23 protein-coding genes are annotated in these 22,004 nt (G+C 70.7%); 14 read left to right on the forward strand and 9 right to left on the reverse strand.

The annotated features are described in order from the left end of the window. Positions 1 to 15: 15 nt before the first annotated feature. Positions 16 to 783, forward strand: coding sequence for a coniferyl-alcohol dehydrogenase (locus AC1PMG_RS01450; RefSeq protein ID WP_481110390.1), 768 nt, complete (start codon positions 16 to 18; stop codon positions 781 to 783). A gap of 37 nt (positions 784 to 820) precedes the next feature. Continuing rightward, positions 821 to 2,290: a benzaldehyde dehydrogenase gene (locus AC1PMG_RS01455; RefSeq protein WP_481110391.1), complete on the forward strand. Its 1,470-nt coding sequence runs from the start codon at positions 821 to 823 to the stop codon at positions 2,288 to 2,290. 370 nt (positions 2,291 to 2,660) lie between these two features. Here the strand turns inward: AC1PMG_RS01455 and AC1PMG_RS01460 are convergent, their stop codons facing one another. Beyond that, the gene (locus AC1PMG_RS01460; RefSeq protein ID WP_481110392.1) at positions 2,661 to 3,560 is read right to left on the reverse strand and encodes a helix-turn-helix domain-containing protein; all 900 of its coding nucleotides are present in this window, start codon (positions 3,558 to 3,560) and stop codon (positions 2,661 to 2,663) included. A gap of 93 nt (positions 3,561 to 3,653) precedes the next feature. On the opposite strand from AC1PMG_RS01460, the gene pobA reads away from it, so the two are divergent. Next, complete coding sequence (gene pobA, locus AC1PMG_RS01465) at positions 3,654 to 4,832, forward strand: 4-hydroxybenzoate 3-monooxygenase (protein WP_481110393.1); 1,179 nt, start codon at positions 3,654 to 3,656, stop codon at positions 4,830 to 4,832. Positions 4,833 to 4,949: 117 nt separating this feature from the next. Here pobA and AC1PMG_RS01470 read toward each other — a convergent pair whose 3' ends face one another. Beyond that, positions 4,950 to 5,276 (reverse strand): hypothetical protein, encoded by a 327-nt coding sequence (locus AC1PMG_RS01470; protein WP_481110394.1) that lies wholly within the window; start codon positions 5,274 to 5,276, stop codon positions 4,950 to 4,952. 29 nt (positions 5,277 to 5,305) lie between these two features. Here AC1PMG_RS01470 and AC1PMG_RS01475 point away from each other — a divergent pair, with 29 nt between their 5' ends. Continuing rightward, entirely contained in the window at positions 5,306 to 5,794 is a 489-nt protein-coding gene (locus tag AC1PMG_RS01475; RefSeq protein ID WP_017911713.1) for a nuclear transport factor 2 family protein, read from the forward strand. Positions 5,795 to 5,884: 90 nt separating this feature from the next. Here the strand turns inward: AC1PMG_RS01475 and AC1PMG_RS01480 are convergent, their stop codons facing one another. The 3 genes from AC1PMG_RS01480 to AC1PMG_RS01490 are packed head-to-tail and all read right to left on the reverse strand — an operon-like array spanning position 5,885 to position 8,771. Continuing rightward, positions 5,885 to 6,868 carry a PDR/VanB family oxidoreductase gene (locus AC1PMG_RS01480; protein WP_317844363.1) on the reverse strand — a complete coding sequence of 328 codons (984 nt, stop codon included), beginning with the start codon at positions 6,866 to 6,868 and terminating at the stop codon, positions 5,885 to 5,887. Between the two features lie 49 nt (positions 6,869 to 6,917). Next, positions 6,918 to 7,667, reverse strand: a complete 750-nt coding sequence (locus AC1PMG_RS01485; protein WP_481110395.1) for a GntR family transcriptional regulator — start codon at positions 7,665 to 7,667, stop codon at positions 6,918 to 6,920. Positions 7,668 to 7,694: 27 nt separating this feature from the next. Continuing rightward, entirely contained in the window at positions 7,695 to 8,771 is a 1,077-nt protein-coding gene (locus tag AC1PMG_RS01490) for an aromatic ring-hydroxylating dioxygenase subunit alpha (RefSeq protein ID WP_017916012.1), read from the reverse strand. Between the two features lie 326 nt (positions 8,772 to 9,097). Here AC1PMG_RS01490 and AC1PMG_RS01495 point away from each other — a divergent pair, with 326 nt between their 5' ends. From AC1PMG_RS01495 to pcaC, 8 genes are all read left to right on the forward strand, one after another. Then, positions 9,098 to 9,787, forward strand: coding sequence for a 3-oxoacid CoA-transferase subunit A (locus AC1PMG_RS01495; protein WP_017908144.1), 690 nt, complete (start codon positions 9,098 to 9,100; stop codon positions 9,785 to 9,787). Continuing rightward, positions 9,775 to 10,446 (forward strand): 3-oxoacid CoA-transferase subunit B, encoded by a 672-nt coding sequence (locus tag AC1PMG_RS01500; protein WP_043094161.1) that lies wholly within the window; start codon positions 9,775 to 9,777, stop codon positions 10,444 to 10,446. The genes AC1PMG_RS01495 and AC1PMG_RS01500 overlap by 13 nt, the downstream gene beginning before the upstream one ends. Next, positions 10,443 to 11,651 carry a 3-oxoadipyl-CoA thiolase gene (gene pcaF, locus AC1PMG_RS01505; RefSeq protein ID WP_481110396.1) on the forward strand — a complete coding sequence of 403 codons (1,209 nt, stop codon included), beginning with the start codon at positions 10,443 to 10,445 and terminating at the stop codon, positions 11,649 to 11,651. Before AC1PMG_RS01500 ends, pcaF begins: the two co-directional genes overlap by 4 nt. A gap of 86 nt (positions 11,652 to 11,737) precedes the next feature. Beyond that, positions 11,738 to 12,457: a protocatechuate 3,4-dioxygenase subunit beta gene (pcaH, locus tag AC1PMG_RS01510; protein WP_481110397.1), complete on the forward strand. Its 720-nt coding sequence runs from the start codon at positions 11,738 to 11,740 to the stop codon at positions 12,455 to 12,457. Between the two features lie 4 nt (positions 12,458 to 12,461). After that, the gene (gene pcaG, locus AC1PMG_RS01515; protein ID WP_481110398.1) at positions 12,462 to 13,019 is read left to right on the forward strand and encodes a protocatechuate 3,4-dioxygenase subunit alpha; all 558 of its coding nucleotides are present in this window, start codon (positions 12,462 to 12,464) and stop codon (positions 13,017 to 13,019) included. Positions 13,020 to 13,086: 67 nt separating this feature from the next. Further along, entirely contained in the window at positions 13,087 to 14,439 is a 1,353-nt protein-coding gene (locus AC1PMG_RS01520) for a 3-carboxy-cis,cis-muconate cycloisomerase (protein WP_481110399.1), read from the forward strand. A gap of 113 nt (positions 14,440 to 14,552) precedes the next feature. Next, positions 14,553 to 15,332 carry a 3-oxoadipate enol-lactonase gene (pcaD, locus tag AC1PMG_RS01525; protein WP_481110400.1) on the forward strand — a complete coding sequence of 260 codons (780 nt, stop codon included), beginning with the start codon at positions 14,553 to 14,555 and terminating at the stop codon, positions 15,330 to 15,332. Between the two features lie 38 nt (positions 15,333 to 15,370). Next, on the forward strand, positions 15,371 to 15,763 hold the full coding sequence (gene pcaC, locus AC1PMG_RS01530; RefSeq protein ID WP_048490650.1) for a 4-carboxymuconolactone decarboxylase: 393 nt from the start codon (positions 15,371 to 15,373) through the stop codon (positions 15,761 to 15,763). Positions 15,764 to 15,780: 17 nt separating this feature from the next. On the opposite strand, the gene AC1PMG_RS01535 is transcribed toward pcaC, so the two are convergent. Then, positions 15,781 to 16,227: a winged helix-turn-helix transcriptional regulator gene (locus tag AC1PMG_RS01535; protein WP_481110401.1), complete on the reverse strand. Its 447-nt coding sequence runs from the start codon at positions 16,225 to 16,227 to the stop codon at positions 15,781 to 15,783. A 105-nt stretch (positions 16,228 to 16,332) separates the two neighbouring features. On the opposite strand from AC1PMG_RS01535, the gene AC1PMG_RS01540 reads away from it, so the two are divergent. Beyond that, positions 16,333 to 17,637: an MFS transporter gene (locus AC1PMG_RS01540; RefSeq protein ID WP_481110402.1), complete on the forward strand. Its 1,305-nt coding sequence runs from the start codon at positions 16,333 to 16,335 to the stop codon at positions 17,635 to 17,637. Here the strand turns inward: AC1PMG_RS01540 and AC1PMG_RS01545 are convergent. The 3 genes from AC1PMG_RS01545 to AC1PMG_RS01555 form a co-directional block, all read right to left on the reverse strand. Then, the gene (locus AC1PMG_RS01545; protein WP_017908152.1) at positions 17,531 to 18,400 is read right to left on the reverse strand and encodes an IclR family transcriptional regulator domain-containing protein; all 870 of its coding nucleotides are present in this window, start codon (positions 18,398 to 18,400) and stop codon (positions 17,531 to 17,533) included. The two genes, AC1PMG_RS01540 and AC1PMG_RS01545, sit on opposite strands and share 107 nt — an antisense overlap. 560 nt (positions 18,401 to 18,960) lie before the next feature. After that, positions 18,961 to 19,998, reverse strand: a complete 1,038-nt coding sequence (locus tag AC1PMG_RS01550) for an NADP-dependent oxidoreductase (RefSeq protein ID WP_481110403.1) — start codon at positions 19,996 to 19,998, stop codon at positions 18,961 to 18,963. After that, positions 19,995 to 20,954, reverse strand: coding sequence for an aldo/keto reductase (locus tag AC1PMG_RS01555; protein WP_481110404.1), 960 nt, complete (start codon positions 20,952 to 20,954; stop codon positions 19,995 to 19,997). Before AC1PMG_RS01555 ends, AC1PMG_RS01550 begins: the two co-directional genes overlap by 4 nt. 175 nt (positions 20,955 to 21,129) lie before the next feature. Here AC1PMG_RS01555 and AC1PMG_RS01560 point away from each other — a divergent pair, with 175 nt between their 5' ends. Beyond that, positions 21,130 to 21,987, forward strand: a complete 858-nt coding sequence (locus AC1PMG_RS01560) for a class I SAM-dependent methyltransferase (protein ID WP_481110405.1) — start codon at positions 21,130 to 21,132, stop codon at positions 21,985 to 21,987. Positions 21,988 to 22,004 lie beyond the last annotated feature (17 nt).

A 22,004-nucleotide genomic window follows, 5' to 3' on the forward strand; every position in this document is an offset into this window, starting at 1 on the left:
CGGATACGCGCTGCCATGAACCTGCACAACAAGACCATCCTCGTCACCGGCGTGGCCTCCGGCATCGGTGCCGAGGTCGCGCGCCTGGCGCGCTTCCACGGCGCCACCGTGATCGGCATCGACCGCCAGCCGGTCAACATGACCCTGCACGGCTTCCACCAGGCCGATCTGGGCGACCCGGCCTCGATCGACGCGCTGGTGGCGCAGCTGCCCGAGCGCATCGATGCGCTGGCCAACATCGCCGGCGTGCCCGGCACCGCGCCGGTGGACGTGGTGGCCAAGGTCAACTACCTGGGCCTGCGCCACCTCAGCCAGGCGTTGCTGCCGCGCATCGTGCCCGGCGGCAGCATCATCAACATCGCCTCCATCCTCGGCGCCGAATGGCCGCAGCGGCTGGACCTGCACAAGCAGCTGGCCGCCGCCGACAGCTACGCCGCCGGCAGCGACTGGCTGGCGGCGCATCCGGTGCCGCAGGCGACCTGCTACCAGTACTTCAAGGAAGCGCTGATCGTGTGGACGCTGCTGCGTTCGCGCGACTGGTTCGCCAACCATTCGGTGCGCGTCAACAGCGTCGCGCCGGGTCCGGTGTTCACGCCGATCCTGGGCGATTTCGTCACCATGCTCGGGCCCGAGCGGGTCCAGGCCGATGCCGGCAAGATGAAGCGCCCGGCCTATGCCGACGAGGTCGCCGAGGCGGTGGTGTTCCTCGCCTCCGATGCGGCGCGCTGGATCAACGGCGTCAACCTGCCGGTGGACGGCGGCCTGGCCGCCACCGCCCTCTGAGCACCTCTTTCTTCCTCTTTCCACGAGAGCACACAGCATGCACAGCACCGAACCCCTGGCCGCCGCATCCACCTGGAGCGAGCGCATCTTCAACGGCGACTGGGTCGCCGCCCAGGGCGGCGTCCTCGAGGTGATCGAACCGGGCAGCGGCGCGCCGCTGCACCGCGTCGGCCAGGCCAATGCCGCCGACGTGACCGCGGCGGTGGCGCAGGCGCGCGACGCGCAACGCGCCTGGGCGGCCACGCCGCCGCGCGAGCGCGCGGCCGTGTTCCATCGCGCCGCGCAGGTCTTGCAGCAGCATGCGGCGGCGGCCGCGGCGCTGATCGCGCGCGAGACCGGCGGCATCCTGCCCAAGGGCGAGCACGAGGTGCGCGAGGCCATCGTGCTGCTGCAGCAGGCCGCGGCGATGCCGCTGCAGGCGCAGGGCCAGGTGCTGCCGACCGCGCCGGGCCGGCTCAGCCTGGCACGGCGCTTGCCGCTGGGCGTGGTCGGGGTGATCTCGCCGTTCAATTTCCCGCTGGTGCTGTCGCTGCGCTCGGTGGCGCCGGCGCTGGCGGTCGGCAATGCGGTGGTGCTCAAGCCGGATCCGCGTACGCCCTACGCCGGCGGCTTCGTCATCGCCGAGGTGCTGCAGCAGGCCGGGCTGCCGAAGGGCCTGCTGCACGTGCTGCCGGGCGGCGCGGACGCCGGCCAGGCGCTGGTCGAAGCGCCGGGCGTGCCGATGATCGCGTTCACCGGTTCCACTGCCGCCGGCCGCCGTATCGGCGAGCTGGCCGGCAAGCACCTGAAGAAGACCGCGCTGGAACTGGGCGGCAAGAACTCGCTGATCGTGCTCGACGATGCCGACCTGGACAAGGCGGTGTCGGCGATCGCCTTCGGCGCGTACTTCCACCAGGGCCAGATCTGCATGGCCACCGGCCGCGTGCTGGTCCAGCGCAGCATCGCCGCGGAGCTGACCCGGCGCCTGGCCGAAAAGGCGCGGCACCTGCCGGTCGGCGACCCGGCCACCGCACACGTGGCGCTCGGCCCGATCATCGACAAGCGCCAGCTGCAGCACGTCAAGGAGGTGGTCGATGCGTCGGTGGCGGCGGGCGCCGTGATCGAGGCCGGCGGCACCCACGACGGCCTGTTCTATGCGGCCACCGTGCTGTCGAACGTGCAGCCGGGCATGCCTGCGTTCGAGGAGGAAGTGTTCGGCCCGGTCGCCAACGTGATCGCGTTCGACAGCGACGACGAGGCGGTGGCGCTGGCCAACCAGACCGAATACGGCCTGTCGGCCGGCATCCTGTCGGCGTCGGTCGGTCGCGCGATGGCGCTGGGCGAGCGCCTGCACACCGGCCTGCTGCACATCAACGACCAGACCGTGGCCGACGAAGTCACCAACCCGTTCGGCGGCACCGGTGCCTCCGGCAACGGCACCAGCATGGGCGGCCCGGCCGACTGGGGCCAGTACACGCACTGGCAGTGGGTGACGATCCAGGACAGCGCACCGCAGTATCCGTTCTGAGTGTGGGTCGCCGGGCGCCGATGTGGCGCCCGGTTGTGCTCGTGGATGCATTGATTGCGGGAGAGATGATTGTTCCATTGCGTGCGTGTTGAGCTACGCGCGGCCAATACGGCGTCGGCCCTGGCACCGGCGCCGACACTGCATTGTGGGAGGGACTTCAGTCCCGACGCCTTTGCGATGGTTCACCATTGCCGCTGCCTTCGTCGCGGCTGAAGCCGCTCCTACGACGTACGAGCCGGCCAGTCGTAGGAGCGGCTTCAGCCGCGACGAACGAAGCGGGACTGGTCGATCATCGATCCCGCGTCGGGACTGAAGTCCCTCCCACAGTAGAGCGACCGCACCGCGATCTCCGTACTGGCTGCGGGTCGTGTCACCCCTGCGCCCGCTGCCGGAACTGGATCGGCGAACACCCCGCATGCCGGCGGAAGCAGCGGCTGAAATACGCCGCATCCGCATAACCCAGGACCTCGGCCAGCTGCTGCACGGTCAAGGTGGTGTAGACCAGGCTGCGCCGTGCCTCGAGCATGATCCGGCGTTGCAACAGTTCCAGCGCCGACGCGCCGGCCAGGCGCCGGCACAGCGCGTTGAGATGGCTGCGGCTCAGCCCGAGCCGATCGGCATAGCGGGCCAGCGGCCAATGCTCGCGGTAATGCGCGTCGATCAGCGCGGTGTAGGCGCGCACGTGGCGCGCGCCGCGGTCGGCATCGTGCGGATCGCGATGGGCATCCGCCAGCGCGCCGCGCGCCGCCCACAGCAAGGCCTGGGTGACCAGTGCCTGCAGCATCGGCTCGCGGCCGGGGCGGTGCTGGGTGTGTTCGGCGGCGATGGCGGCGAAGCAGGCGTCCAGCATCGCTTGCTGGTCGCCGGCGGGCAGGCACAGCGGCCGTGCCAGCGCTTCGTCCAGATTCGGCCATTGCGCCGCCAGGCGCTGCCGCAGCGGCGCCGACACCGTCACGACATGGCCGCGCACGTTGCGCTGGAAACGGAACCCGTGCACGCACAGCGGCGGCAACAGCAGCAGGCATGGCCCGCGCAGACGCTGCTGCGTTCCGTCCAAGTGCAGACCGGCGCTGCCGCGTTGCAGATACAGCAATTGCAGCAGATCGCCGTGGCGGTGCGGGCGGATATGCCAGTCGTGCAGGCGGCTGCGCGCAGCGATGGATTCCCAGTGCAACAGGTCCGATGTCCCGCGGTCGCCGGTCTCGCCGTACAGGCGAAAGGCCGGGACCGTGGTGGGCGATGCGACAGCGGCGGAGGCAGTGCGGGGCATCGGCGAAAAGTACCGGAATCGGTCGCGATGATCCATGTCCTCCGCACACCGCAACCGGAACACTGTGGGTCTGTCCCATTCTTCGGAGGACGTATGCGTACCCAGGTCGCCATCGTCGGCGCCGGTCCGGCCGGACTGCTGCTCGGGCAGTTGCTGCACGGCCACGGCATCGACACCGTCATCGTCGAGCGGCAGACGCCGGAACACGTGCTGTCGCGGATCCGTGCAGGCGTGCTGGAGCAGGGCACCGCCGACCTGCTGTGCGCCGCCGGTGCGGGCGCGCGCATGCAGCGCGAAGGCATCGTCCACCACGGCTTCGAACTGGCGCTGGAGCAGCGCCGCGAACGCATCGAACTGAGTGCGGCGACCGGTGGCCGTGCGGTCACCGTCTACGGCCAGACCGAAGTGACCCGCGACCTGATGGACGCACGCCGCGCCGCCGGCGCCGCCACCCTCTATTCCGTCGAGGATGTGCAGTTGCACGACCTCGCCGGGCTGCAGCCGTGGCTGAGCTTCGTGCAGGATGGCGTCACGCAGCGCCTGGACTGCGACTACGTGGTGGGCTGCGACGGCTTCCACGGGGTCAGCCGCCGCGCGATCCCGGCCGAGGTGCTGCGCGTATACGAGCGGATCTATCCGTTCGGCTGGCTGGGCGTGCTGGCCGACACCCCGCCGGTGGCTGACGAACTGATCTATGCGCGCAATGCGCGTGGTTTCGCGCTGTGCAGCATGCGTTCTCCCACCCGCACCCGCTACTACGTGCAGGTGCCGGCGGACGAGCGGGTGGAGGACTGGTCGGACGATCGCTTCTGGGACGAGCTGCGTCGGCGCCTGCCCGACGACGTGGCGCAGGCGCTGGTCACCGGCCCGTCGCTGGAGAAGAGCATCGCGCCGCTGCGCAGCTACGTCGCCGAGCCCATGCAGTACGGCCGCCTGTTCCTGGCCGGCGATGCCGCACACATCGTGCCGCCGACCGGGGCCAAGGGCCTGAACCTCGCCGCCGGCGACGTCGGCCTGCTCGCGCACCTGTTCGCGCAGGCGCAGCAGGAGCGCAGCGATGCGCCGCTGCAGCGTTACTCGGAACTGGCCCTGCAGCGCGTGTGGAAGGCCGAGCGCTTCTCCTGGTGGATGACCACGATGCTGCATCGCTTCCCGGACGAGGACGCGTTCAGCCGGCGCCTGCACGATGCGGAACTGGACTATCTGCTCGGCAGCGCTGCCGGCCGCGCGACCATCGCTGAGAATTACGCGGGGTTGCCGTTGGCGGTTTAGGGATGGGATTTGGGAGTCGGGATTGGGGATTCGTCGAGCCGCGTCTTCGTTCTCACGTACGTCGTGGTGATCGCTGGTTCCGCTTTGGCCAATCCCGAATCCCGACTCTCCGGCGTTTCAGCAGCCGAATGGCTGATCATCCCGGTTGAAGCGCCATCGATCGTCGCTGCCGATGACATCGATAGGATGCGCCGATGAATGATCATGCAGGCCGCCAACGCATCGCTGCGCCATGCCATGCATACGCACATTTAGGTGCGTGGTGACCGCGCCATTTCTGAGGTCGAGGTAACTGTGGCGATTCTCCCAGACCAGGAAAAAAGCCGCTGAATCCGCGTGTTTTTCGCGGTTTCCTGCGTCGCGCAGGCACGGCGCGTTGCTACGCTGCAGCCGCGCTGGTGCCGACGTTGCCGCGCATCGCGGCAGTGCAGCGTCTTGGCGCATTTCCCTGTTCCCCCATCGGAGAGTCTTCCATGAAGATCCGTTTTCAGGCCTGTCTGCTGGCGCTGCTGCTTGCGCTCCCGGTTGCGTCCGCGTTCGCGCAGACCGCGGTCACCGCCAATCCCAACCACGCGCAACTGCTGCATGGCGAGGACTGGCGCACCACCGCCAACAAGCGCCTGGTCTACGATTTTTGGCGCATTGTGTTCGAAGCCGGGCACACCGAATATGCGCCGATGTACATGGCCAAGGACTACATCCAGCACAACCCGAACGTGGCCAACGGTCGCGATGCGTTCCTGGCGTTCCTGACCTCCTTCGTCAAGCCGACGCCGATCCAGCCGCGGGTGCAGTTGCCGCTGGTGGCGATCCTGGCCGAGGGCGACTACGTGACCCTGGTGTCGGTGCGCACGCTGCCCGATCCCAAGGACGCCAGCAAGACCTACACGACCACCTGGTTCGACATGTTCCGCATCCAGAACGGCAAGATCCAGGAGCACTGGGACGCGGCGACGAAGTGATGCCGCACCGATGATGTTGAACACCCGCAGGCGCCGCCCACTGCGGTGGACGGCGCCTGCGGTGCGCGCGGGTGGCGCCGCGCGTGCGCGTCAGAACGCGTCGGCGCGGTAGCCGGTGTCGATGCTGAGGCTGCCGCCGAGCGCGCGCGAGACGCAGGCGCACAGTTTGCGGTTGCTGTGTCGCTGCTCGTCGCTGAGGAACACGTCGCGGTGGTCCAGCGGCGCGGCGGCCTCCAGCACCTCGACCACGCACAGGCCGCATTCGCCGCGGCGGCAGTCGGCCATGACTTCCACGCCGGCCGCGCTCAGCGCATCCAGCAGCGACTCGTTCTCGGCGACCTGCACCGTCTTGCCCAGCGCCGGCACCTGCACCACGAACGGCTGTGCCGGTGCGTTGCCGCTGTTGCCGAAGGTTTCGAAATGCAGGCGTGCGCGGGCGCGGCCATCGTCGCGCCAGCGCTGCCGCAGTTCGTCCAGCAGCGGCAGCGGGCCGCAGGCATAGACGTCGGCGTTGCGCGGCCACTGCGCGATCTGTGCGGCCAGCTCGAGCTGGCCCAGATGCTCCGGGCAGAACAACTGCAGACGCTCGCCAAGCAGATCCTGCAGATGCTCCAGGTAGGCCATGCTGGCGCGGCTGCGGCCGGCGTAGAGCAACTGGAACGGGATACGCCCGCGCGCCAGCCGTTGCGCCATGCCCAGGATCGGGGTGATGCCGATGCCGCCGGCGACCAGCACGATGTGCTCGGCGGTCTCGTCCAGGGCGAAGTGGTTGTTGGGCGAGGAAATGTCCAGTTGGTCACCCGGCGCCAGCGTCCACATCGCGCGCGAGCCGCCGCGGCTGTCGGGCACCGCGCGCACCGCGATGCGGTAGTGGCCGTCGGCGGCGGGCTCGCCGACCAGCGAGTAGGAGCGCTCGTGCCAGGCCTCGCCGATGCGCACGCGCACGTCGAGGTGGCTGCCCACGCTGAAGGGGCGGCTGGCGCGACCGGGATCGAGCACGATCTCGCGCACGTCCTGGCACGGCGTGGCGACGGCGACGACGCGGGCGGTGGTCCACTGGGTGTCTTTGCGCATGGCGGGGTCCGGCAGGCGGGAAGGGGAGACGGGCGTCTGTGCGCCGCGATCAGGCGGGTGGGCGGCGCCGCAGCAGGCGGCTGCCGGGGATCTGGCCCAGCGCGTTTTGGTCGTGCAAGGCGTGGTGGGCGTTGCGCTGCGCCAGCCGCGCGTGCTCGCGCATCAGCGCTTCGGCGCGCGCGCCTTCGCGGCGCACGATCGCGTCCAGCACCTGGCGGTGCTGGTCCTGGGCGATCGACAGCACCGTGGCGGCTTGGCCGCGTTCGAGCACGAAGCTGCTCGGCGAGGCGAACGGCAACTGCGCCACCCGCGCGAACTCGCGCGACAGCAGCGCGCTGCCGGCCATCTCGAACAGCAGCGCGTGCAGTTGCGCGTTGCAGTCGACGTAGTGGGCGAAGGCCTCCTCGCTCAACGGTCGCGTCGCCAGCACCGCGTCGATGCGCGCCAGCAGCGCCTGCGCCTGTTCCAGCAATGCCGGATCGGCGCCGCGTTCGGCGGCGCGGCGCGCGGCCAGGCCTTCCAGGGTGCCGCGCAGTTCGATGGCGTCGTCCACGTCGCGCTCGTCGAACGCCTGCACCGCGTAGCCGCCGCCACGCAGCGGCTGCACCAGGCCTTCTTCGGCGAGCCGCTGCAGGGCGGCGCGCACCGGCGTGCGCGAGGCGCCCAGGCGCTCCACCAGCGCGACTTCGGACAGGCGTTCGCCGGCGGCCAGTTCGCCCGCCAGGATCAGCTCGCGCAATTCGAGCAGGGCGCGGGTGGTCTGTGCGGCGCTGGAGCGGAATGGATGTGCGGCCGGCATGGCGGGCTCCTGTGCGGTGCGGCGGGCTCAGCCGACCATGCGCAGCTGCAGGTCCTGGTTGCGCTGCTCGGCGGCGACCATGCGCTCGATCAGGCGCCGCGCCCACATGCCGCCGGCATCGACGTTGAGGTTGTAGAACACGTGGTCCGGGTGCGCGTCGATGGCGCGCTGCTGCGCTTCCAGGATCAGCTCGTCCTCGCCGAACACGCCGCTGACGCCATCGCGCAGGCGCGTGGTGATCGACTGCTCGTGCAGCGAATGGTTACGCGCGAATGCCCAGAAGTAATGGCAGGTGCGATCGGTTTCCGGGGTGATGGTGTTGAGCACGTAGCCGTTGACCCCGCGCGAGCGATCGCCCTGCGGCGCGCCGCTGCCGGCCACCGCCACGCCGACGTCGATGGCGATGGTGCAGGGCGCCTCGAAGCGGATGATCTGCCAGCGGTCGACCTTGCCGCGGTAGCCGTGCGCGTGTTCGATCTGCCAGGCCCAGAACGGCGGCGGGTCGATGTCGAGCATCCAGCGCGAGACCACCGTGCTGCGTTCGCCGTGGACCACGTCGAACGGCGCCTCGGCGACCTCGTCCTGGCCGATGCTGGAGCCGTGCACGAAGGTCTCGTGGGTCAGGTCCATCAGGTTGTCCAGCACCAGCCGGTAATCGCACTTGACGTGGATGGTGCGGCCGTCGCCGGCCCAGGCCGGGTCGTCGTTCCAGTGCAGGTCCGGCACCAGCGCCGGGTCGGCCAGCGCCGCGTCGCCTGGCCACACCCAGACGTAGCGGTGCCGCTCCACGGTGGGGAAGCGGCGCACGCAGGCGGACGGATTGATGGTGTCCTGCGAGGGCATGTGCACGCAGCGCCCGTTCGCGTCGTAGACCAGGCCGTGGTAGCCGCAGACCACGTCGTCGCCGCGCAGCCGGCCCATCGACAGCGGCACCAGGCGGTGCCAGCAGGCGTCCTCGAGCGCGGCGACGCGGCCGCTGCTGGTGCGGTACAGCACGATGTCCAGATTGCACACCTTGCGCGGCAGCAGCGCGTGCTTGACCTCGTGATCCCAGGCGATGGCGTACCAGGCATTGAGCGGAAATGCCGGAGTGGACGACTGCATGGCGGCGACCTCGATTGTGTATACAACAGGCTGGGGAATATCCTTGCGTGTTGCGGGCCGGTAGCGCATTCGCGCTGCCACCGCGCCCTCGCCCGATGCGGGCGACGGTGGAATGTATACAACAGGGCGAGATGGGCGCGCCGTTGTCATGGCGTTAAATTGTTCGTTTATCGAACTAAGCATCCGATAATCGGATTGACCGCCCGCCAGTGCCGGCCTAACGTGGCCTCCCGGAGCGACCTGGAGGAGGATGTCGTGGCAGACCCCGTAATGCGCCTGCGCCGCCGCGCGCTGCGCCCCCGGCCGGCGACGGTGGAGCGGCGCCGATGATCGACAAGACCCTGGCTTCGTGCGCCGACGCAGTGGCCGACATCCACGATGGCGCCACGGTGATGATCGGCGGCTTCGGCACTGCGGGCATGCCCGATGCGCTGATCGATGCGCTGATCGCGCAGGGCGCGCGCGAGCTGACCATCGTCAACAACAACGCCGGCAACGGCGAGACCGGGCTGGCCGCGCTGATCAAGCACAAGCGCGTGCGCAAGATCGTGTGCTCGTTCCCGCGGCAGAGCGACTCGCAGCACTTCGACGCGGCCTACCGCGCCGGCGAGCTGGAACTGGAACTGGTGCCGCAGGGCAACCTGGCCGCGCGCATCCACGCCGCCGGCAACGGCCTGGGTGCGATCTTCACCCCCACCGGCTACGGCACCGAACTGGCCGCCGGCAAGGAGACCCGCGAGATCGACGGCCGCCACTACGTGCTGGAATATCCGATCCGCGCCGATTTCGCGCTGATCAAGGCGCACCACGGCGACCGCTGGGGCAACCTGGTGTACCGCAAGACCGCACGCAACTTCGGCCCGCTGATGGCGATGGCCGCGACCTGCGCGATCGTGCAGGTGGAGCAAGTGGTGGAACTCGGCGCGCTGGACCCGGAAGCGGTGGTGACGCCGGGCATCTTCGTGCAACGCGTGGTGGCGGTGGCCACCGCACAGGAGGGCGCATGCACGCACTGACCGGGCGCGGCATCGACCGCAACGCGCTGGCCGCACGGGTGGCGCGCGACATCCCCGAGGGCGCCTACGTCAACCTCGGCATCGGCCTGCCGACCGCGGTGGCCAACTTCCTGCCGGCGGACAAGGAGATCTTCCTGCACAGCGAGAACGGCCTGCTCGGGATGGGGCCGGCGCCGCCGCCGGGGCAGGAGGACCTGGACCTGATCAACGCCGGCAAGCAGCCGGTGACGCTGCTGACCGGCGGCTGCTATTTCCACCACGCCGACTCGTTCGCGATGATGCGCAGCGGGCGCCTGGACGTGTGCGTGCTCGGCGCGTTCCAGGTGTCGGTGCATGGCGACCTGGCCAACTGGAGCACCGGCGCGGCCGATGCCATCCCCGCGGTCGGCGGCGCGATGGATCTGGCGATCGGCGCCAAGCAGGTCTACGTGATGATGGAACTGCTGACCAAGCGCGGCGAGCCCAAGCTGGTGAACGCCTGCAGCTATCCGTTGACCGGACTGCGCTGCGTGTCGCGGGTGTACACCGACCTGGGCGTGTTCGCGCTGGGGCCGGACGGCGCGCGCGTGCTCGAACTGGTCGAGGGCGTGAGCCTGGACGACCTGCGCCAGGCCACCGGGCTGGCGCTGACCCTCGCCGATTCCACGGAGGCGGCATGAACGAGGCCTACATCATCGACGGCATCCGCACGCCGATCGGCCGCTACGGCGGCGCCCTGGCCGGGGTGCGTGCGGACGATCTCGGTGCGGTGCCGCTGCAGGCGCTGCTGGCGCGGCATCCGCAACTGGATCCTGCACAGATCGACGACGTCTACCTGGGCTGCGCCAACCAGGCCGGCGAGGACAACCGCAACGTCGCGCGCATGAGCCTGCTGCTGGCCGGGCTGCCGAGCAGCGTGCCGGGCAGCACGCTCAACCGCCTGTGCGGGTCGGGCCTGGATGCGGTCGGCACGGTGGCGCGTGCGCTGCGCGCCGGCGAACTCGGCCTGGCCATCGCCGGCGGCGTGGAGTCGATGTCGCGCGCGCCATGGGTGATGGGCAAGGCGGAGAGCGCCTTCGCCCGCAACCAGCAGCTCGAGGACACCACCATGGGCTGGCGCTTCGTCAATCCGAAGATGCAGCAGCTGTATGGCGTGGACCTGATGGGCGAGACCGCCGAGAACGTGGCCGCGCGCCACGGCATCTCGCGCGAGGACCAGGACGCCTTCGCGCTGCGCAGCCAGCAGCGCACCGCGGCAGCGCAGGCGGCCGGTTTCTTCGACGGCGAGATCGTGCCGGTGGCCGCGCCGGGCAAGAAGCGTGGCGAGACCATCGAGGTCGGCGTCGACGAACATCCGCGCGCCGATACCACGCCCGAGGCGCTGGCCAGGCTCAAGCCGATCTTCCGCCAGCCGGGCACGGTCACCGCCGGCAATGCCTCGGGCATCAACGACGGCGCCGCGGCGCTGCTGCTGGCCAGCGCCGCGCAGGTGCAGGCGCTGGGCCTGACCCCGCGCGCCCGCGTGCTGGGCTTCGCCAGCGCGGGCGTGGAGCCGGCCTACATGGGCATCGGCCCGGTGCCGGCCACGCGCAAGCTGCTGGCGCGGCTGGGGCTGTCCATCGGCGATTTCGATGCGATCGAACTCAACGAAGCCTTCGCCGCGCAGGGCCTGGCTTGCCTGCGCGAACTGGGCGTCGCCGACGATGCCGCGCACGTCAACGCCAATGGCGGTGCGATCGCGCTCGGCCATCCGCTGGGCATGAGCGGCGCGCGCCTCGTCCTGACCCTGCTGCGCCAACTCGAGGCCACGGGTGGCCGCCGCGGGCTCGCGACCATGTGCGTGGGCGTCGGCCAGGGCGTGGCGCTGGCGATCGAGCGGCTGTAGCCGCTCGCCCCATCGACGCTGCGCCCCGCACGCCTGCATCATTCCTCCAGCCAACCGGCTCCACGCGGAGCCAGCGAGACCGCACGATGCGCGACGACACCCCCATCGATCCCCTGCTCGGCTATCGGCGCCCGTACCCCGGGACGCAGCCGGCCTACCTGCACCCGCCCTACGCCTCCACCGGCGCCCGCGGCCCGACCCGCGATCCGATCGCGATCCCGCTGACCCTGTCCGAGGCCACCGGCCCGACCCTGGACCGCACCACCCTCGGCGAACACGCCGCCGATCTCACCGCCGGCTTCCCCGGTGCGCCGCTGGGCGAGCGCATCATCGTCAGCGGACGCCTGCTCGACGAGAACGGCAAGCCGGTGCGCAACAGCGTGGTCGAGGTCTGGCAGTGCAATGCCGCCGGCCGCTATCTGCATGCCGGCGACCAGCACGACGCGCCGCTGGATCCCAACTTCACCGGCACCGGACAGGTGCTGACCGACGATCACGGCCGTTACCGCTTCACCACCATCAAGCCGGGCGCGTATCCGTGGCGCAACCACTACAACGCATGGCGCCCGGCGCACATCCACTTCTCGCTGCACGGCGACGGCATCGGCCAGCGCCTGGTCACGCAGATGTACTTCCCCGGCGATCCGCTGCTGGCGTTCGACCCGATCTTCAACTGCGTGGAGGATCCCAAGGCGCGCGAGCGCATGGTCTCCACGTTCGACTGGGAGAACACCGCCAACGAGTTCGCGCTGGGCTACCGGTTCGATATTGTCCTGCGCGGACGCAAGCAGACCCCTTGGGAGTGAGGCGATGAGTTTCCAGGCAACCCCGTCGCAGACGGTCGGCCCCTACTACCGGATCGGGCTGGAGCCGCTGTACCGCACCGAGATCGCGCCGGCGCAGGCGCAGGGCACCCATGTGGAGATCGTGGGCAGCGTGTTCGACGGCCACGGCGCGCCGGTCGGCGATGCGCTGCTGGAGATCTGGCAGGCCGACGCCGCCGGTATCTACGACCATGCCGCCGATCCGCGCCGCGGCGACCACGATCCGGCCTTCCACGGCTGGGGCCGGGTGCCGACCGACGCGCAGGGCCGCTTCGCCTTCCGCACGGTCAAGCCCGGCCGTGTCGCCGGACCCAAGGGGCTGCAGGCGCCGCATTTGGTGGTGCTGGTGTTCATGCGCGGCCTGCTGCGCGCCGCGCCGACCCGGCTGTACTTCGGCGACGACGACCTGGACGGCGACGCGATCCTGGCACAGGTGCCGGCCGAGCGCCGCGCCACCCTGATCGCGCAACCGCAGGCGCCCAACCGCTACCAGTGGGACGTGCGCATGCAGGGCGAGCACGAGACCGTGTTCTTCCGCTACTGAGCACGCCAGACATTCCGGACAGGCCGCAACGGTTACCCTGCCTCACCTCTCCACCGTGTACGAACCGATGAGCGTGTCCGAGTCCCTGTTGCGCCCCTTGTTCGGCGATCCGATCGTCGATGCCGCGTTCGACGATCGCGCCCGCCTGCAGGCCATGCTCGACGTGGAAGCGGCACTGGCGCGCGCGCAGGCGCGCTGCGGGGTGATCCCGGCCAGCGCGGTGGCGCCGATCGCCGCGGCCTGCGATGCCGCACGCTACGACCTGGCCGCGCTCGCCGCCGCCACCGCGCTGGCCGGCAATCCGGCGATCCCGCTGGTCAAGGCGCTGACCGCGCAAGTCGCCGCCGCCGATGAGGAGGCCGCGCGCTGGGTGCACTGGGGCGCGACCAGCCAGGACATCATCGACAGCGGCGCGGTGCTGCAACTGCGCGCCGCGCTCGACCGCGTGGAGGCGCAACTGGACGCGCTGTGCGCGGCGCTGGCGGCGCTGGCGCAGCGCGAGCGCGACACCGGCCTGCCCGGGCGCACGCTGTTGCAGCAGGCGGTGCCGGTGACCTTCGGGCTGAAGGCCGCCGGCTGGCTGGACGCGCTGCAGCGCGGCCGGCGGCGCCTGCAGGCGCTGCGCGAGGACGCGCTGGTGCTGCAGTTCGGCGGTGCCGCCGGCACCCTGGCCGCGCTGCAGTCGCAGGGCCTGGCCGTGGCCGAGGCGCTGGCCGAGGAATTGCGGCTGCCGCTGCCGGCGCTGCCCTGGCACGCGGCGCGCGACCGCATCGGCGAGATCGGCGCGGCGTTCGCGCTGCTGGCCGGCAGCCTCGGCAAGATCGGCCGCGACGTGGCGCTGCTGATGCAGTCGGAGGTGGCCGAGGCGTTCGAACCGGCGGCGGCGGGCAAGGGCGGCTCCTCGGCGATGCCGCACAAGCGCAATCCGGTCGGCTGCGTGGTCGCGATCGCCGCGGCCACGCGCGCGCCGGGCCTGCTGGCGACCCTGTTCGCGGCGCTGCCGCAGGAACACGAGCGCGCGGTCGGCGGCTGGCATGCCGAATGGGAAACCTTGCCGGAACTGGTGCGCCTGAGCGCCGGCAGCCTGGCCCAGGTGCGCGTGCTGATCGAGGGCCTGGAACTGGACCGCGCGCGCATGGCCGCGCATCTGGACAGCCACGGCGGCCTGCTCTACGCCGAGGCGGTGGCGGTGACACTGGCCTCGCACCTGGGCAAGGCCGCCGCGCACGCGCTGGTGGAAACCGCGGTGCGCCGCGCGCTGGCCACGCAGCAGCACCTGCGCGCGGTGCTGGCCGAGGAGCCGCAGGTGAGCGCGGTGCTGGCGCCGGCGGATCTGGAGGCGCTGTTCGCCAGCGACAGCTGGCGCGGCATGGCCACGGTGTGGATCGAGCGCGTGCTCGCCGCGCAGGCGCGCGCGTGAGCCGTCGCGCCGTGCCTGTCTGCCGCAGCGTCGGCGCCACGTTCTAGACTTGCGGTGCCGCGCGGTTGCGTGCCGCGACGGCCCCTTCCATCTTTTCCCAGCGAGCGCCGCCCATGCCGATCCTCGACCTGCCCACGCATCGTCTGCATTACCGCATCGACGGCAGCGAAGGCCGTCCGTGGCTGACCCTGTGTAATTCGCTCGGCACCGATCTGCACATGTGGGACGCGCAGATCGCCGCGCTGGCGCCGCATTTCCGCGTGCTGCGCTACGACCGCCGCGGCCATGGCGCCTCCACCGCCGCGCCCACACCGTACGCCATGGCCCACCTCGGCGGCGACGTGCTGGCGCTCTGGGATGCGTTGTCGATCGAGCGCAGTCATTTCTGCGGCCTGTCGATCGGCGGGTTGACCGGGCAGTGGCTGGGCCTGCACGCGGGCGAGCGCCTGCTCAGCCTCACCCTGTGCGCCACCGCGGCCAAAATCGGCAGCGCCGAGAGCTGGCAGACGCGCATCGAGCAAGTGCGCGCCGAGGGCCTGGCGCCGCTGTGCGAGGGCACCCGCACCCGCTGGTTCACCCCGGCCTTCGCCGAGGCGCAGCCGGCCACGGTCGAGGCGATCCTGGACAGCTTCCGCGCCACCGATGCGCAGGCCTACATCGGCTGCTGCCAGGCGCTGGCCGAGGCCGACTTCCGTGAGCGCCTGGGCGAGATCGGCGTGCCGGTGCTGGCTGTGGCCGGGCACGACGATCCGGTGTGTCCGCCGGCCGAGTTGCAGGCCATCGCCGCGCAGGTGGCGAAGGGTGGCTATGCCGAGGTGCACGGCCGTCACCTGTGCAACGTCGAGTCGCCGCACGCCTTCAACGACGCGCTGCTGCGCTTCCTGCTGCAGTAACGCGCCTGCCTTTTCCCCACGTTTCAGGAGTCGACCCGATGGACGAGAACGAACGCTACGCCGCCGGCCTGCAGGTGCGCCGCGCGGTGCTCGGCGATGCCCACGTCGACCGCTCGCTGGCCGCGCGCACGCCGTTCACCGAGGAATTCCAGGACTTCATCACCCGCACCGCCTGGGGCACGGTGTGGACCCGCGAGGGCCTGCCGCGGCACACGCGCTCGCTGCTGACCCTGGCGATGATGGTCGCGCGCGGCCACGACGAGGAGTTCAAGCTGCACGTGCGCGCCGCGCGCAACAACGGCGTCAGCGCCGACGAGATCAAGGAAGTGCTGCTGCAGGCGGCGATCTATTGCGGCGTTCCCGCGGCCAACCACGCCTTCGCCCTGGCCGCGCCGATCCTGGCCGAGCAGGCCGCCGAGGGCGCCGCCTAGCGCGCTTGGCGCTCCGCTCAGCGCACCTTGCGCACTTCGGTGACCGCCGGGCTCAGCCGCGTGCCATCGGCGGCGCGCGGCAGCATGCGTGCGACTGGCTTGCCGTTGCGCGTGTCGATCAGTACCGAATGGCGCTCGCCGTGGTCGAACAGATGCCGTTCGCCCCATTGCCGCAGCGCCAGTACCACCGCGAACAGGTCCTCGCCCTTGGCGCTCAGCGCGTACTCGCGGTAGGCGCTGCCGTCGGACGCCTCGCGCGTCTCCAGGATGCCGGCCTCGACCAGCTTGCGCAGCCGGTCGGCCAGGATGTTGCGGGCCATGCCCAGGCTGCGCTGGAAGTCGCCGAAGCGGCGCACGCCATCGAACGCGTCACGCACGATCAGCAGCGACCAGCGGTCGCCGATCAGGTCGGCGCTGCGCGCCACCGGGCAGGGCGAAGGGGGCAGGGCAGGGCGGGGCGGCATCGGCGTTCCTGGCAGGCGCTCGGCGGCAGTGGTTGCATTTTAAAACCTATCGGCCTAGCCTGAAACAAGTTTCGTTTTGAAACCAGAATAGGCGAGCCGTCGATCATGCAACCCGTCACCGCTGCGCCCGCCATGCCGCGTCGCCTGGTCTGGCTGTTCGCCATCGCCAGCGGCCTGAGCGTGGCCAACGTCTATTACGCGCAGCCGCTGCTGGATGCGCTGGCAGCGGATTTCGGCATCCGCCCGGCGGCGGTGGGCGGCGTAGTCAGCGCCGCCCAGATCGGTTGCGCGCTGGCCCTGCTGTTGCTGGTGCCGCTGGGCGACCTGGTGGAGCGTCGTCGCCTGATGGCGGTGCAGGCGCTGGGGCTGGTCGCGGCGCTGGTCGTGGTGAGCGTGGCGCGGTCGGCGCCGGTGTTGCTGGCCGGCATGCTCGCTGTCGGCATGCTGGGCACGGCGATGACCCAGGGCCTGATCGCCTATGCCGCCAGCGCCGCGGCGCCGCAGGAGCAGGGGCGGGTGGTCGGTGCGGCGCAGGGCGGGGTGTTCATCGGCCTGTTGCTGGCGCGGGTGTTCGCCGGCGGGGTCAGCGAGCTGGCCGGCTGGCGCGGGGTCTATGCGGGCGCCGCGGTGCTGATGCTGGCGCTCGCGTTGCCGCTGTGGCGCTGGTTGCCGGCGCTGCCGGTGCCTCCGCAGCCGCTGCCCTATCCGCGTCTGATCATGTCCATGCTGACGCTGCTGCGGCAGGAGCGCGTGCTGCAGGTCCGCGGCGTACTGGCGCTGCTGATGTTCGCGGCGTTCAACATCTTCTGGAGCGCGCTGGTATTGCCGCTGCGGGCGCCGCCCCATGCGTTCTCGCACCTTGCCATCGGCGCGTTTGGCCTGGTCGGCGCGGTCGGTGCGCTGGCGGCCGCACGCGCCGGGCACTGGGCCGACCGCGGCCATGCCCAGCGCACCAGCGCTGCGGCGCTGGTGGTGTTGGTGCTGGCGTGGTGGCCGTTGTCGTGGCTGCCACAGTCGCTCGCCGCGCTGGTGCTGGGAATCGTCCTGCTCGACCTGGCCGGGCAGGCGCTGCACGTCACCAGCCAGAGCATGATCCTGCGTCGCCGGCCGCAGGCGCACGGCCGGCTGATCGGTCTGTACATGCTGTTCTACGCGGCGGGCAGCGGACTGGGCGCGATCGCGACGACCGCGACCTACGCGCAGGCCGGATGGGCCGGCGTGTGTCGCCTGGGGGCGGCGGTCAGCCTGCTGGCGTTGCTGTTCTGGTGGGCAACGCGGCGGGTCGGTGCCGCGTCGGTGGCGCTCAGTCCAGCACCCGACTCAACTGCTGCGCCGCATGCCGCAGCGCCGGCAGCACCGTGCTCTGCAGGCTGCCCAGGGTCATCCGCGCCACCGAGCTGCCGACGTTGAGCGCGGCGACCACGCGGTCCTGGCGGTTGCGCACCGGCACCGCCACCGAACGCAGGCCGATCTCCAGTTCCTGGTCCACCACCGCGTAGCCGTCGCGCTGCACGCGCTCGAGCAGTGCCTGGAACTGCGCGCGGTCGGTAACGGTGCGCTCGGTGCGCGGGCGCAGCGGATTGCGCTCCAGATAACTGTTCAAGGTGTCGCCCGGCTGCGCCGCCAGCAACACCCGGCCCATCGAGGTGCAGTACGCCGGCAGGCGGCTGCCGGCGCGCAGGCCGATCGACATGATCCGCACGGTTTCCGCACGCGCCACGTACAGCAGGTCGTCGCCGTCGAGCACGCCCAGCGAGCAGGACTCGTGCAGGGTGTCGCGCAGTGCGTCCAGCACCGGTTGCGCCGCCACCGACAGCGCGGCGGTGGACAGGTAGCCGCTGCCGATGCCCAGCGCGCGCGGCAGCAGCACGTAGCCGCGGCCGTGGGTGCCGGCGTAGCCGAGCTTCTCCAGCGTGTACAGCACGCGCCGCACCGCCGCGCGCGGGATGCCGGTATCGGCGCTGAGCTGGGCCATGCTGACGTCGCGGCTGTGCTGGCCGAAGGCGCTGAGCACGGCCAGGCCGCGCGCCAGCGAGGTCATGAAGTTCGGGTCGCCTTCGCATTCGCCGATGCGCCGCATCAGTTCCGCGGCCAGGCCGCGCTCGGGCGGGGTGGGGGCGGTGGCGGCACGCGCGGTGCGGCGTGCGCGAGGGGGACGCGGGGACTCGGACATGGAAGCGGCGGCGGCGGCGATGCGTCCGATGGTAGTGGCTGTACTCGCGGGCGTCGATGCTGGGGTGTGGTCGAGGGCGCCAGGCGCCAGGCGATCGTCCCGCGTCATGAAGCAGATGGGCGCTGCGACAGCCGCTCCTACGGTTCTTTTTCGTCCGACACGCAAATCTCAAGCGAAAGCAAAGGCTTTCGCCCTTATGGGCGAGTTACTTTTCTTTGCTCGCGCAAAGAAAAGTAACCAAAAGAAAGCGCGCCCTGCCTCGCGCCCTCCGCGCTGCGCGCTCCGGGTCCGCGTCCATCACGGGGATCCGCGGAAGGGGCATCCTGCCCCTGCCGCGGACGGCGTACATCCATGTACGCCGCCCTTCGGGTGTTTCCCCGCGATGGCCGCCGCTTCGGAAGGGAACCCAGTAAGTCAAAAACAAGGGCAACAGCAACATCCAAAGCCAAGCGATCGTGACTGCTACAGCGACTCGCGGTGATCAGTGTCCGGGCACGATGTGGGAAGGACTCTCGTGCATTTTTGTGGGATCAGTCCCGACAGCCTCGGACCTTCTCGCCTCAGTCGCCCAGCCGCACCACCAGCTTGCCGAAGTTGCCGCCGCTCAGCATGTCGATGAAGGCCTGCGGCGCGTTCTCCAGGCCGTCCACCACGTGTTCGCGGTAGCGCACGCGGCCGTCGGCCAGCCAGGCGCCCATCTCGCGCAGGAACTCCGGGTACAGCTTGACGAAGTCGCCGACGATGAAGCCGCGCAGGGTCAGGCGCTGGCGCAGCACCTGGCCCATCAGCGCCGGCAGCCGGTCCGGCCCCGGCGGCAGCGCGCCGTTGGCGTTGTAGGTGGCGATGGTGCCGCACACCGGCACGCGGGCGAAATCGTTGAGCAGCGGCAGCACCGCGTCGAACACGTGGCCGCCGACGTTCTCGAAGTACACATCGATGCCGTCGGTCGCGGCGCCGCGCAACTGCTCGGCGAAGTCCTTGGCGCGGTGGTCCAGGGCCACGTCCACACCCAACTCCTCGCGCAGGTAGCGGCATTTTTCCGCGCCGCCGGCGATGGCGATCACGTTCGCCCCGCGCAGCCTGGCGATCTGCGCCACCGTGGCGCCGACCGGGCCGGTGGCTGCGGCCACCGCCACGGTCTCGCCCGGCTGCGGCTTGCCGATCTCGTGCAGGCCGGCGTAGGCGGTGAAGCCGGGCATGCCGTACACGCCGAGCGCGGTGCTCGGCGGCAGCGGCGAGTTGGGATCGAGCTTGCGCCGCAGGCTGGCGCCGTCGACGACCAGATGGGTCTGCCAGCCGCCGTTCTGCACCAGCACCAGATCGCCCGGCGCATGGTCGGGGGAATTGGATTGCAGCACCTCGGCCACGGTGCTGCCGACCATGGTCTCGCCCAGTTGCACCGGCGGCGCGTAGGACGGCGCATCGCTCATGCGTCCGCGCATGTACGGGTCCAGCGACAGCCAGCGGTTGCGCAGCAGCACCTGGCCCGGGCCGGGCGGCGCCAGCGGCGCCTGTTCGGTGCGGAAGTTGTCGGTGCCGGGTGCGCCCTGCGGACGCGATGCGAGCACGATGCGGGTGGTCTGGGTGGGGGTGGTCATGCGGTTTCCTCACTTGCGGTATTCAATTGCGCGATGTCCTCGGCCGACAGCTGCAGGCGCGCGGCGGCGAGCAAGTCCTGCAGTTGCTCCAGGCTGGTCGCGCTGGCGATCGGCGCGACGATGCCGGGCCGCGCCATCAACCAGGCCAGCGCCACCTGCGTGGGCGTGGCCGCGTGCTTGCCGGCGATGTCGTCGAGCGCGGCGAGGATGCGCAGGCCGCGCGCGTTGAGATAGCGCGCGACCACGCTGACGCCGCGCGCCTGGCTCTTGCCCGCGTCTTCGGCGCGGCGGTACTTGCCGCTGAGGAAGCCGCTGGCCAGCGCGTAGTAGCACAGCACGCCCAGGCCCTGTTCGCGCACCAGCGGCTCCAGTTCGGCCTCGTAGCCGGCGCGGTCGTACAGGTTGTACTCCGGCTGCAGCGTTTCGTAGCGGGGCAGGCCGTATTGCGCGGAGACGTTCAGCGCCTCGCGCAGGCGCGCGGCGCTGTAGTTGGAGGCGCCGATGGCGCGCACCTTGCCCTGTTCGATCAGCCGCCCGAACGCGGCCAGCGTGGCTTCCAGCGGCACCGAATCGTCGTCCGCGTGCGCCTGATACAGATCGATGACGTCGGTCTGCAGGCGCTGCAGCGAGTCCTCCGCGGCGGCGGCGATGGTGTCGGCCGACAGGCCCGGGCGTTCGGCCCACTTGCCGACCTTGGTCGCGATCAGCACCTTGTCGCGCTTGCCGCTGCGCTTGAGCCACTGTCCGATCAGCGTTTCCGATTCGCCGCCGTGGTTGCCCGGAACCCAGGCCGAGTAGACATCGGCGGTGTCGATAAGATTGCAGCCGGCCTCGACGAAGGCATCGAGCAGGGCGAAGGAGGTCCTGGCGTCGGCGCTCCAGCCGAACACGTTGCCGCCGAACGCCAGCGGTGCCGCATGCAGGCCGGAGCGGCCGAGTTCGCGCGTGTGCAGCATGGAAAACGCTCCACTGTGGGGAAAGGCGACAGGATAGTCGCCGGGGGTCGAAGGATCGGCCAATGCTCGCGAAAACAGCGTTCCGCCGGCGTGATTCGCGCTAACGGGAGCGCAACATTCGGGCTTGTCGGGCCGCATGCTAGGCTCGCCCCACCTCCTCTTGCGGATGCCTGCCATGACGCTTCGAACCTCGCTCGCCTGCGCCTGTACGCTGGCCGTCGCCACCGCCTTGCTCGCCCCCGCAGCGCAGGCGATCAAGCCTGCCGACACCGCGACGCTGCCGGCGCCGGACGCGTCGCTGCAGGCTGCGATCAACGGCAGCTGGCGCGACCGCGCCAACGTCGCCCGCGACGCTTACCGCCATCCCGGCCAGACCCTGGCGTTCTTCGGCATCAAGCCGACCCAGACGGTGATCGAGGTCACCCCGGGCGGCGGCTGGTATGCGGAGATCCTGGCGCCGTACCTGCGCGAGCGCGGCCAGTACATCGCTGCGGTGGTGGAGCCGGCCGCCGTGCCGGAAGGGCGCGGCCGCGACTACCAGCAGAAGGCGCGCGCCGGCCTGGAGCAGAAGTTCGCCGCGGCGCCGGCGCAGTACGACCGCGCGCGCATCGTGGCGTATGCGCCGAACGCGCCGGTGTTCGGCCCGCCCGGCTCGGCCGACCTGGTGCTGACCTTCCGCAACGTGCACAACTGGCGCATGGCCGGGCAGGCCGAGGGCATGTTCAAGGGCTTCTACCAGGTGCTCAAGCCCGGCGGCGTGCTCGGCGTGGTCGAACACCGCGCCAAGGCCGACGTGCCGGCCGACGACAAGAGCGGCTATGTCGGCCAGGCGCAGGTGATCGCCATGGCCGAGGCCGCCGGTTTCAAGCTGGCCGGCAAGAGCGAGCTCAACGCCAATCCGCGCGACACCAAGGATTATCCGGGTGGCGTATGGACGTTGCCGCCGAGCAACCAGCACGAGGCCGCCGACGACGCCAAGTACCAGGCGATCGGCGAGAGCGACCGGATGACCCTGAAATTCGTCAAGCGTTGAGCCGGCGCGCGGGCGGC

The sequence above is a fragment of the Xanthomonas sp. NCPPB 2250 genome, from assembly GCF_056725265.1.

What these genes read in the sequence shown, in the direction of transcription:
- AC1PMG_RS01450 (WP_481110390.1), top strand. Translation starts at nt 16, where the DNA reads ATGAACCTGCACAACAAGACCATCCTCGTCACCGGCGTGGCCTCCGGC.
- AC1PMG_RS01455 (WP_481110391.1), top strand. Translation starts at nt 821, where the DNA reads ATGCACAGCACCGAACCCCTGGCCGCCGCATCCACCTGGAGCGAGCGC.
- AC1PMG_RS01460 (WP_481110392.1), bottom strand. Translation starts at nt 3,560, where the DNA reads ATGCCCCGCACTGCCTCCGCCGCTGTCGCATCGCCCACCACGGTCCCG.
- pobA (WP_481110393.1), top strand. Translation starts at nt 3,654, where the DNA reads ATGCGTACCCAGGTCGCCATCGTCGGCGCCGGTCCGGCCGGACTGCTG.
- AC1PMG_RS01470 (WP_481110394.1), bottom strand. Translation starts at nt 5,276, where the DNA reads ATGCGCCAAGACGCTGCACTGCCGCGATGCGCGGCAACGTCGGCACCA.
- AC1PMG_RS01475 (WP_017911713.1), top strand. Translation starts at nt 5,306, where the DNA reads ATGAAGATCCGTTTTCAGGCCTGTCTGCTGGCGCTGCTGCTTGCGCTC.
- AC1PMG_RS01480 (WP_317844363.1), bottom strand. Translation starts at nt 6,868, where the DNA reads ATGCGCAAAGACACCCAGTGGACCACCGCCCGCGTCGTCGCCGTCGCC.
- AC1PMG_RS01485 (WP_481110395.1), bottom strand. Translation starts at nt 7,667, where the DNA reads ATGCCGGCCGCACATCCATTCCGCTCCAGCGCCGCACAGACCACCCGC.
- AC1PMG_RS01490 (WP_017916012.1), bottom strand. Translation starts at nt 8,771, where the DNA reads ATGCAGTCGTCCACTCCGGCATTTCCGCTCAATGCCTGGTACGCCATC.
- AC1PMG_RS01495 (WP_017908144.1), top strand. Translation starts at nt 9,098, where the DNA reads ATGATCGACAAGACCCTGGCTTCGTGCGCCGACGCAGTGGCCGACATC.
- AC1PMG_RS01500 (WP_043094161.1), top strand. Translation starts at nt 9,775, where the DNA reads ATGCACGCACTGACCGGGCGCGGCATCGACCGCAACGCGCTGGCCGCA.
- pcaF (WP_481110396.1), top strand. Translation starts at nt 10,443, where the DNA reads ATGAACGAGGCCTACATCATCGACGGCATCCGCACGCCGATCGGCCGC.
- pcaH (WP_481110397.1), top strand. Translation starts at nt 11,738, where the DNA reads ATGCGCGACGACACCCCCATCGATCCCCTGCTCGGCTATCGGCGCCCG.
- pcaG (WP_481110398.1), top strand. Translation starts at nt 12,462, where the DNA reads ATGAGTTTCCAGGCAACCCCGTCGCAGACGGTCGGCCCCTACTACCGG.
- AC1PMG_RS01520 (WP_481110399.1), top strand. Translation starts at nt 13,087, where the DNA reads ATGAGCGTGTCCGAGTCCCTGTTGCGCCCCTTGTTCGGCGATCCGATC.
- pcaD (WP_481110400.1), top strand. Translation starts at nt 14,553, where the DNA reads ATGCCGATCCTCGACCTGCCCACGCATCGTCTGCATTACCGCATCGAC.
- pcaC (WP_048490650.1), top strand. Translation starts at nt 15,371, where the DNA reads ATGGACGAGAACGAACGCTACGCCGCCGGCCTGCAGGTGCGCCGCGCG.
- AC1PMG_RS01535 (WP_481110401.1), bottom strand. Translation starts at nt 16,227, where the DNA reads ATGCCGCCCCGCCCTGCCCTGCCCCCTTCGCCCTGCCCGGTGGCGCGC.
- AC1PMG_RS01540 (WP_481110402.1), top strand. Translation starts at nt 16,333, where the DNA reads ATGCAACCCGTCACCGCTGCGCCCGCCATGCCGCGTCGCCTGGTCTGG.
- AC1PMG_RS01545 (WP_017908152.1), bottom strand. Translation starts at nt 18,400, where the DNA reads ATGTCCGAGTCCCCGCGTCCCCCTCGCGCACGCCGCACCGCGCGTGCC.
- AC1PMG_RS01550 (WP_481110403.1), bottom strand. Translation starts at nt 19,998, where the DNA reads ATGACCACCCCCACCCAGACCACCCGCATCGTGCTCGCATCGCGTCCG.
- AC1PMG_RS01555 (WP_481110404.1), bottom strand. Translation starts at nt 20,954, where the DNA reads ATGCTGCACACGCGCGAACTCGGCCGCTCCGGCCTGCATGCGGCACCG.
- AC1PMG_RS01560 (WP_481110405.1), top strand. Translation starts at nt 21,130, where the DNA reads ATGACGCTTCGAACCTCGCTCGCCTGCGCCTGTACGCTGGCCGTCGCC.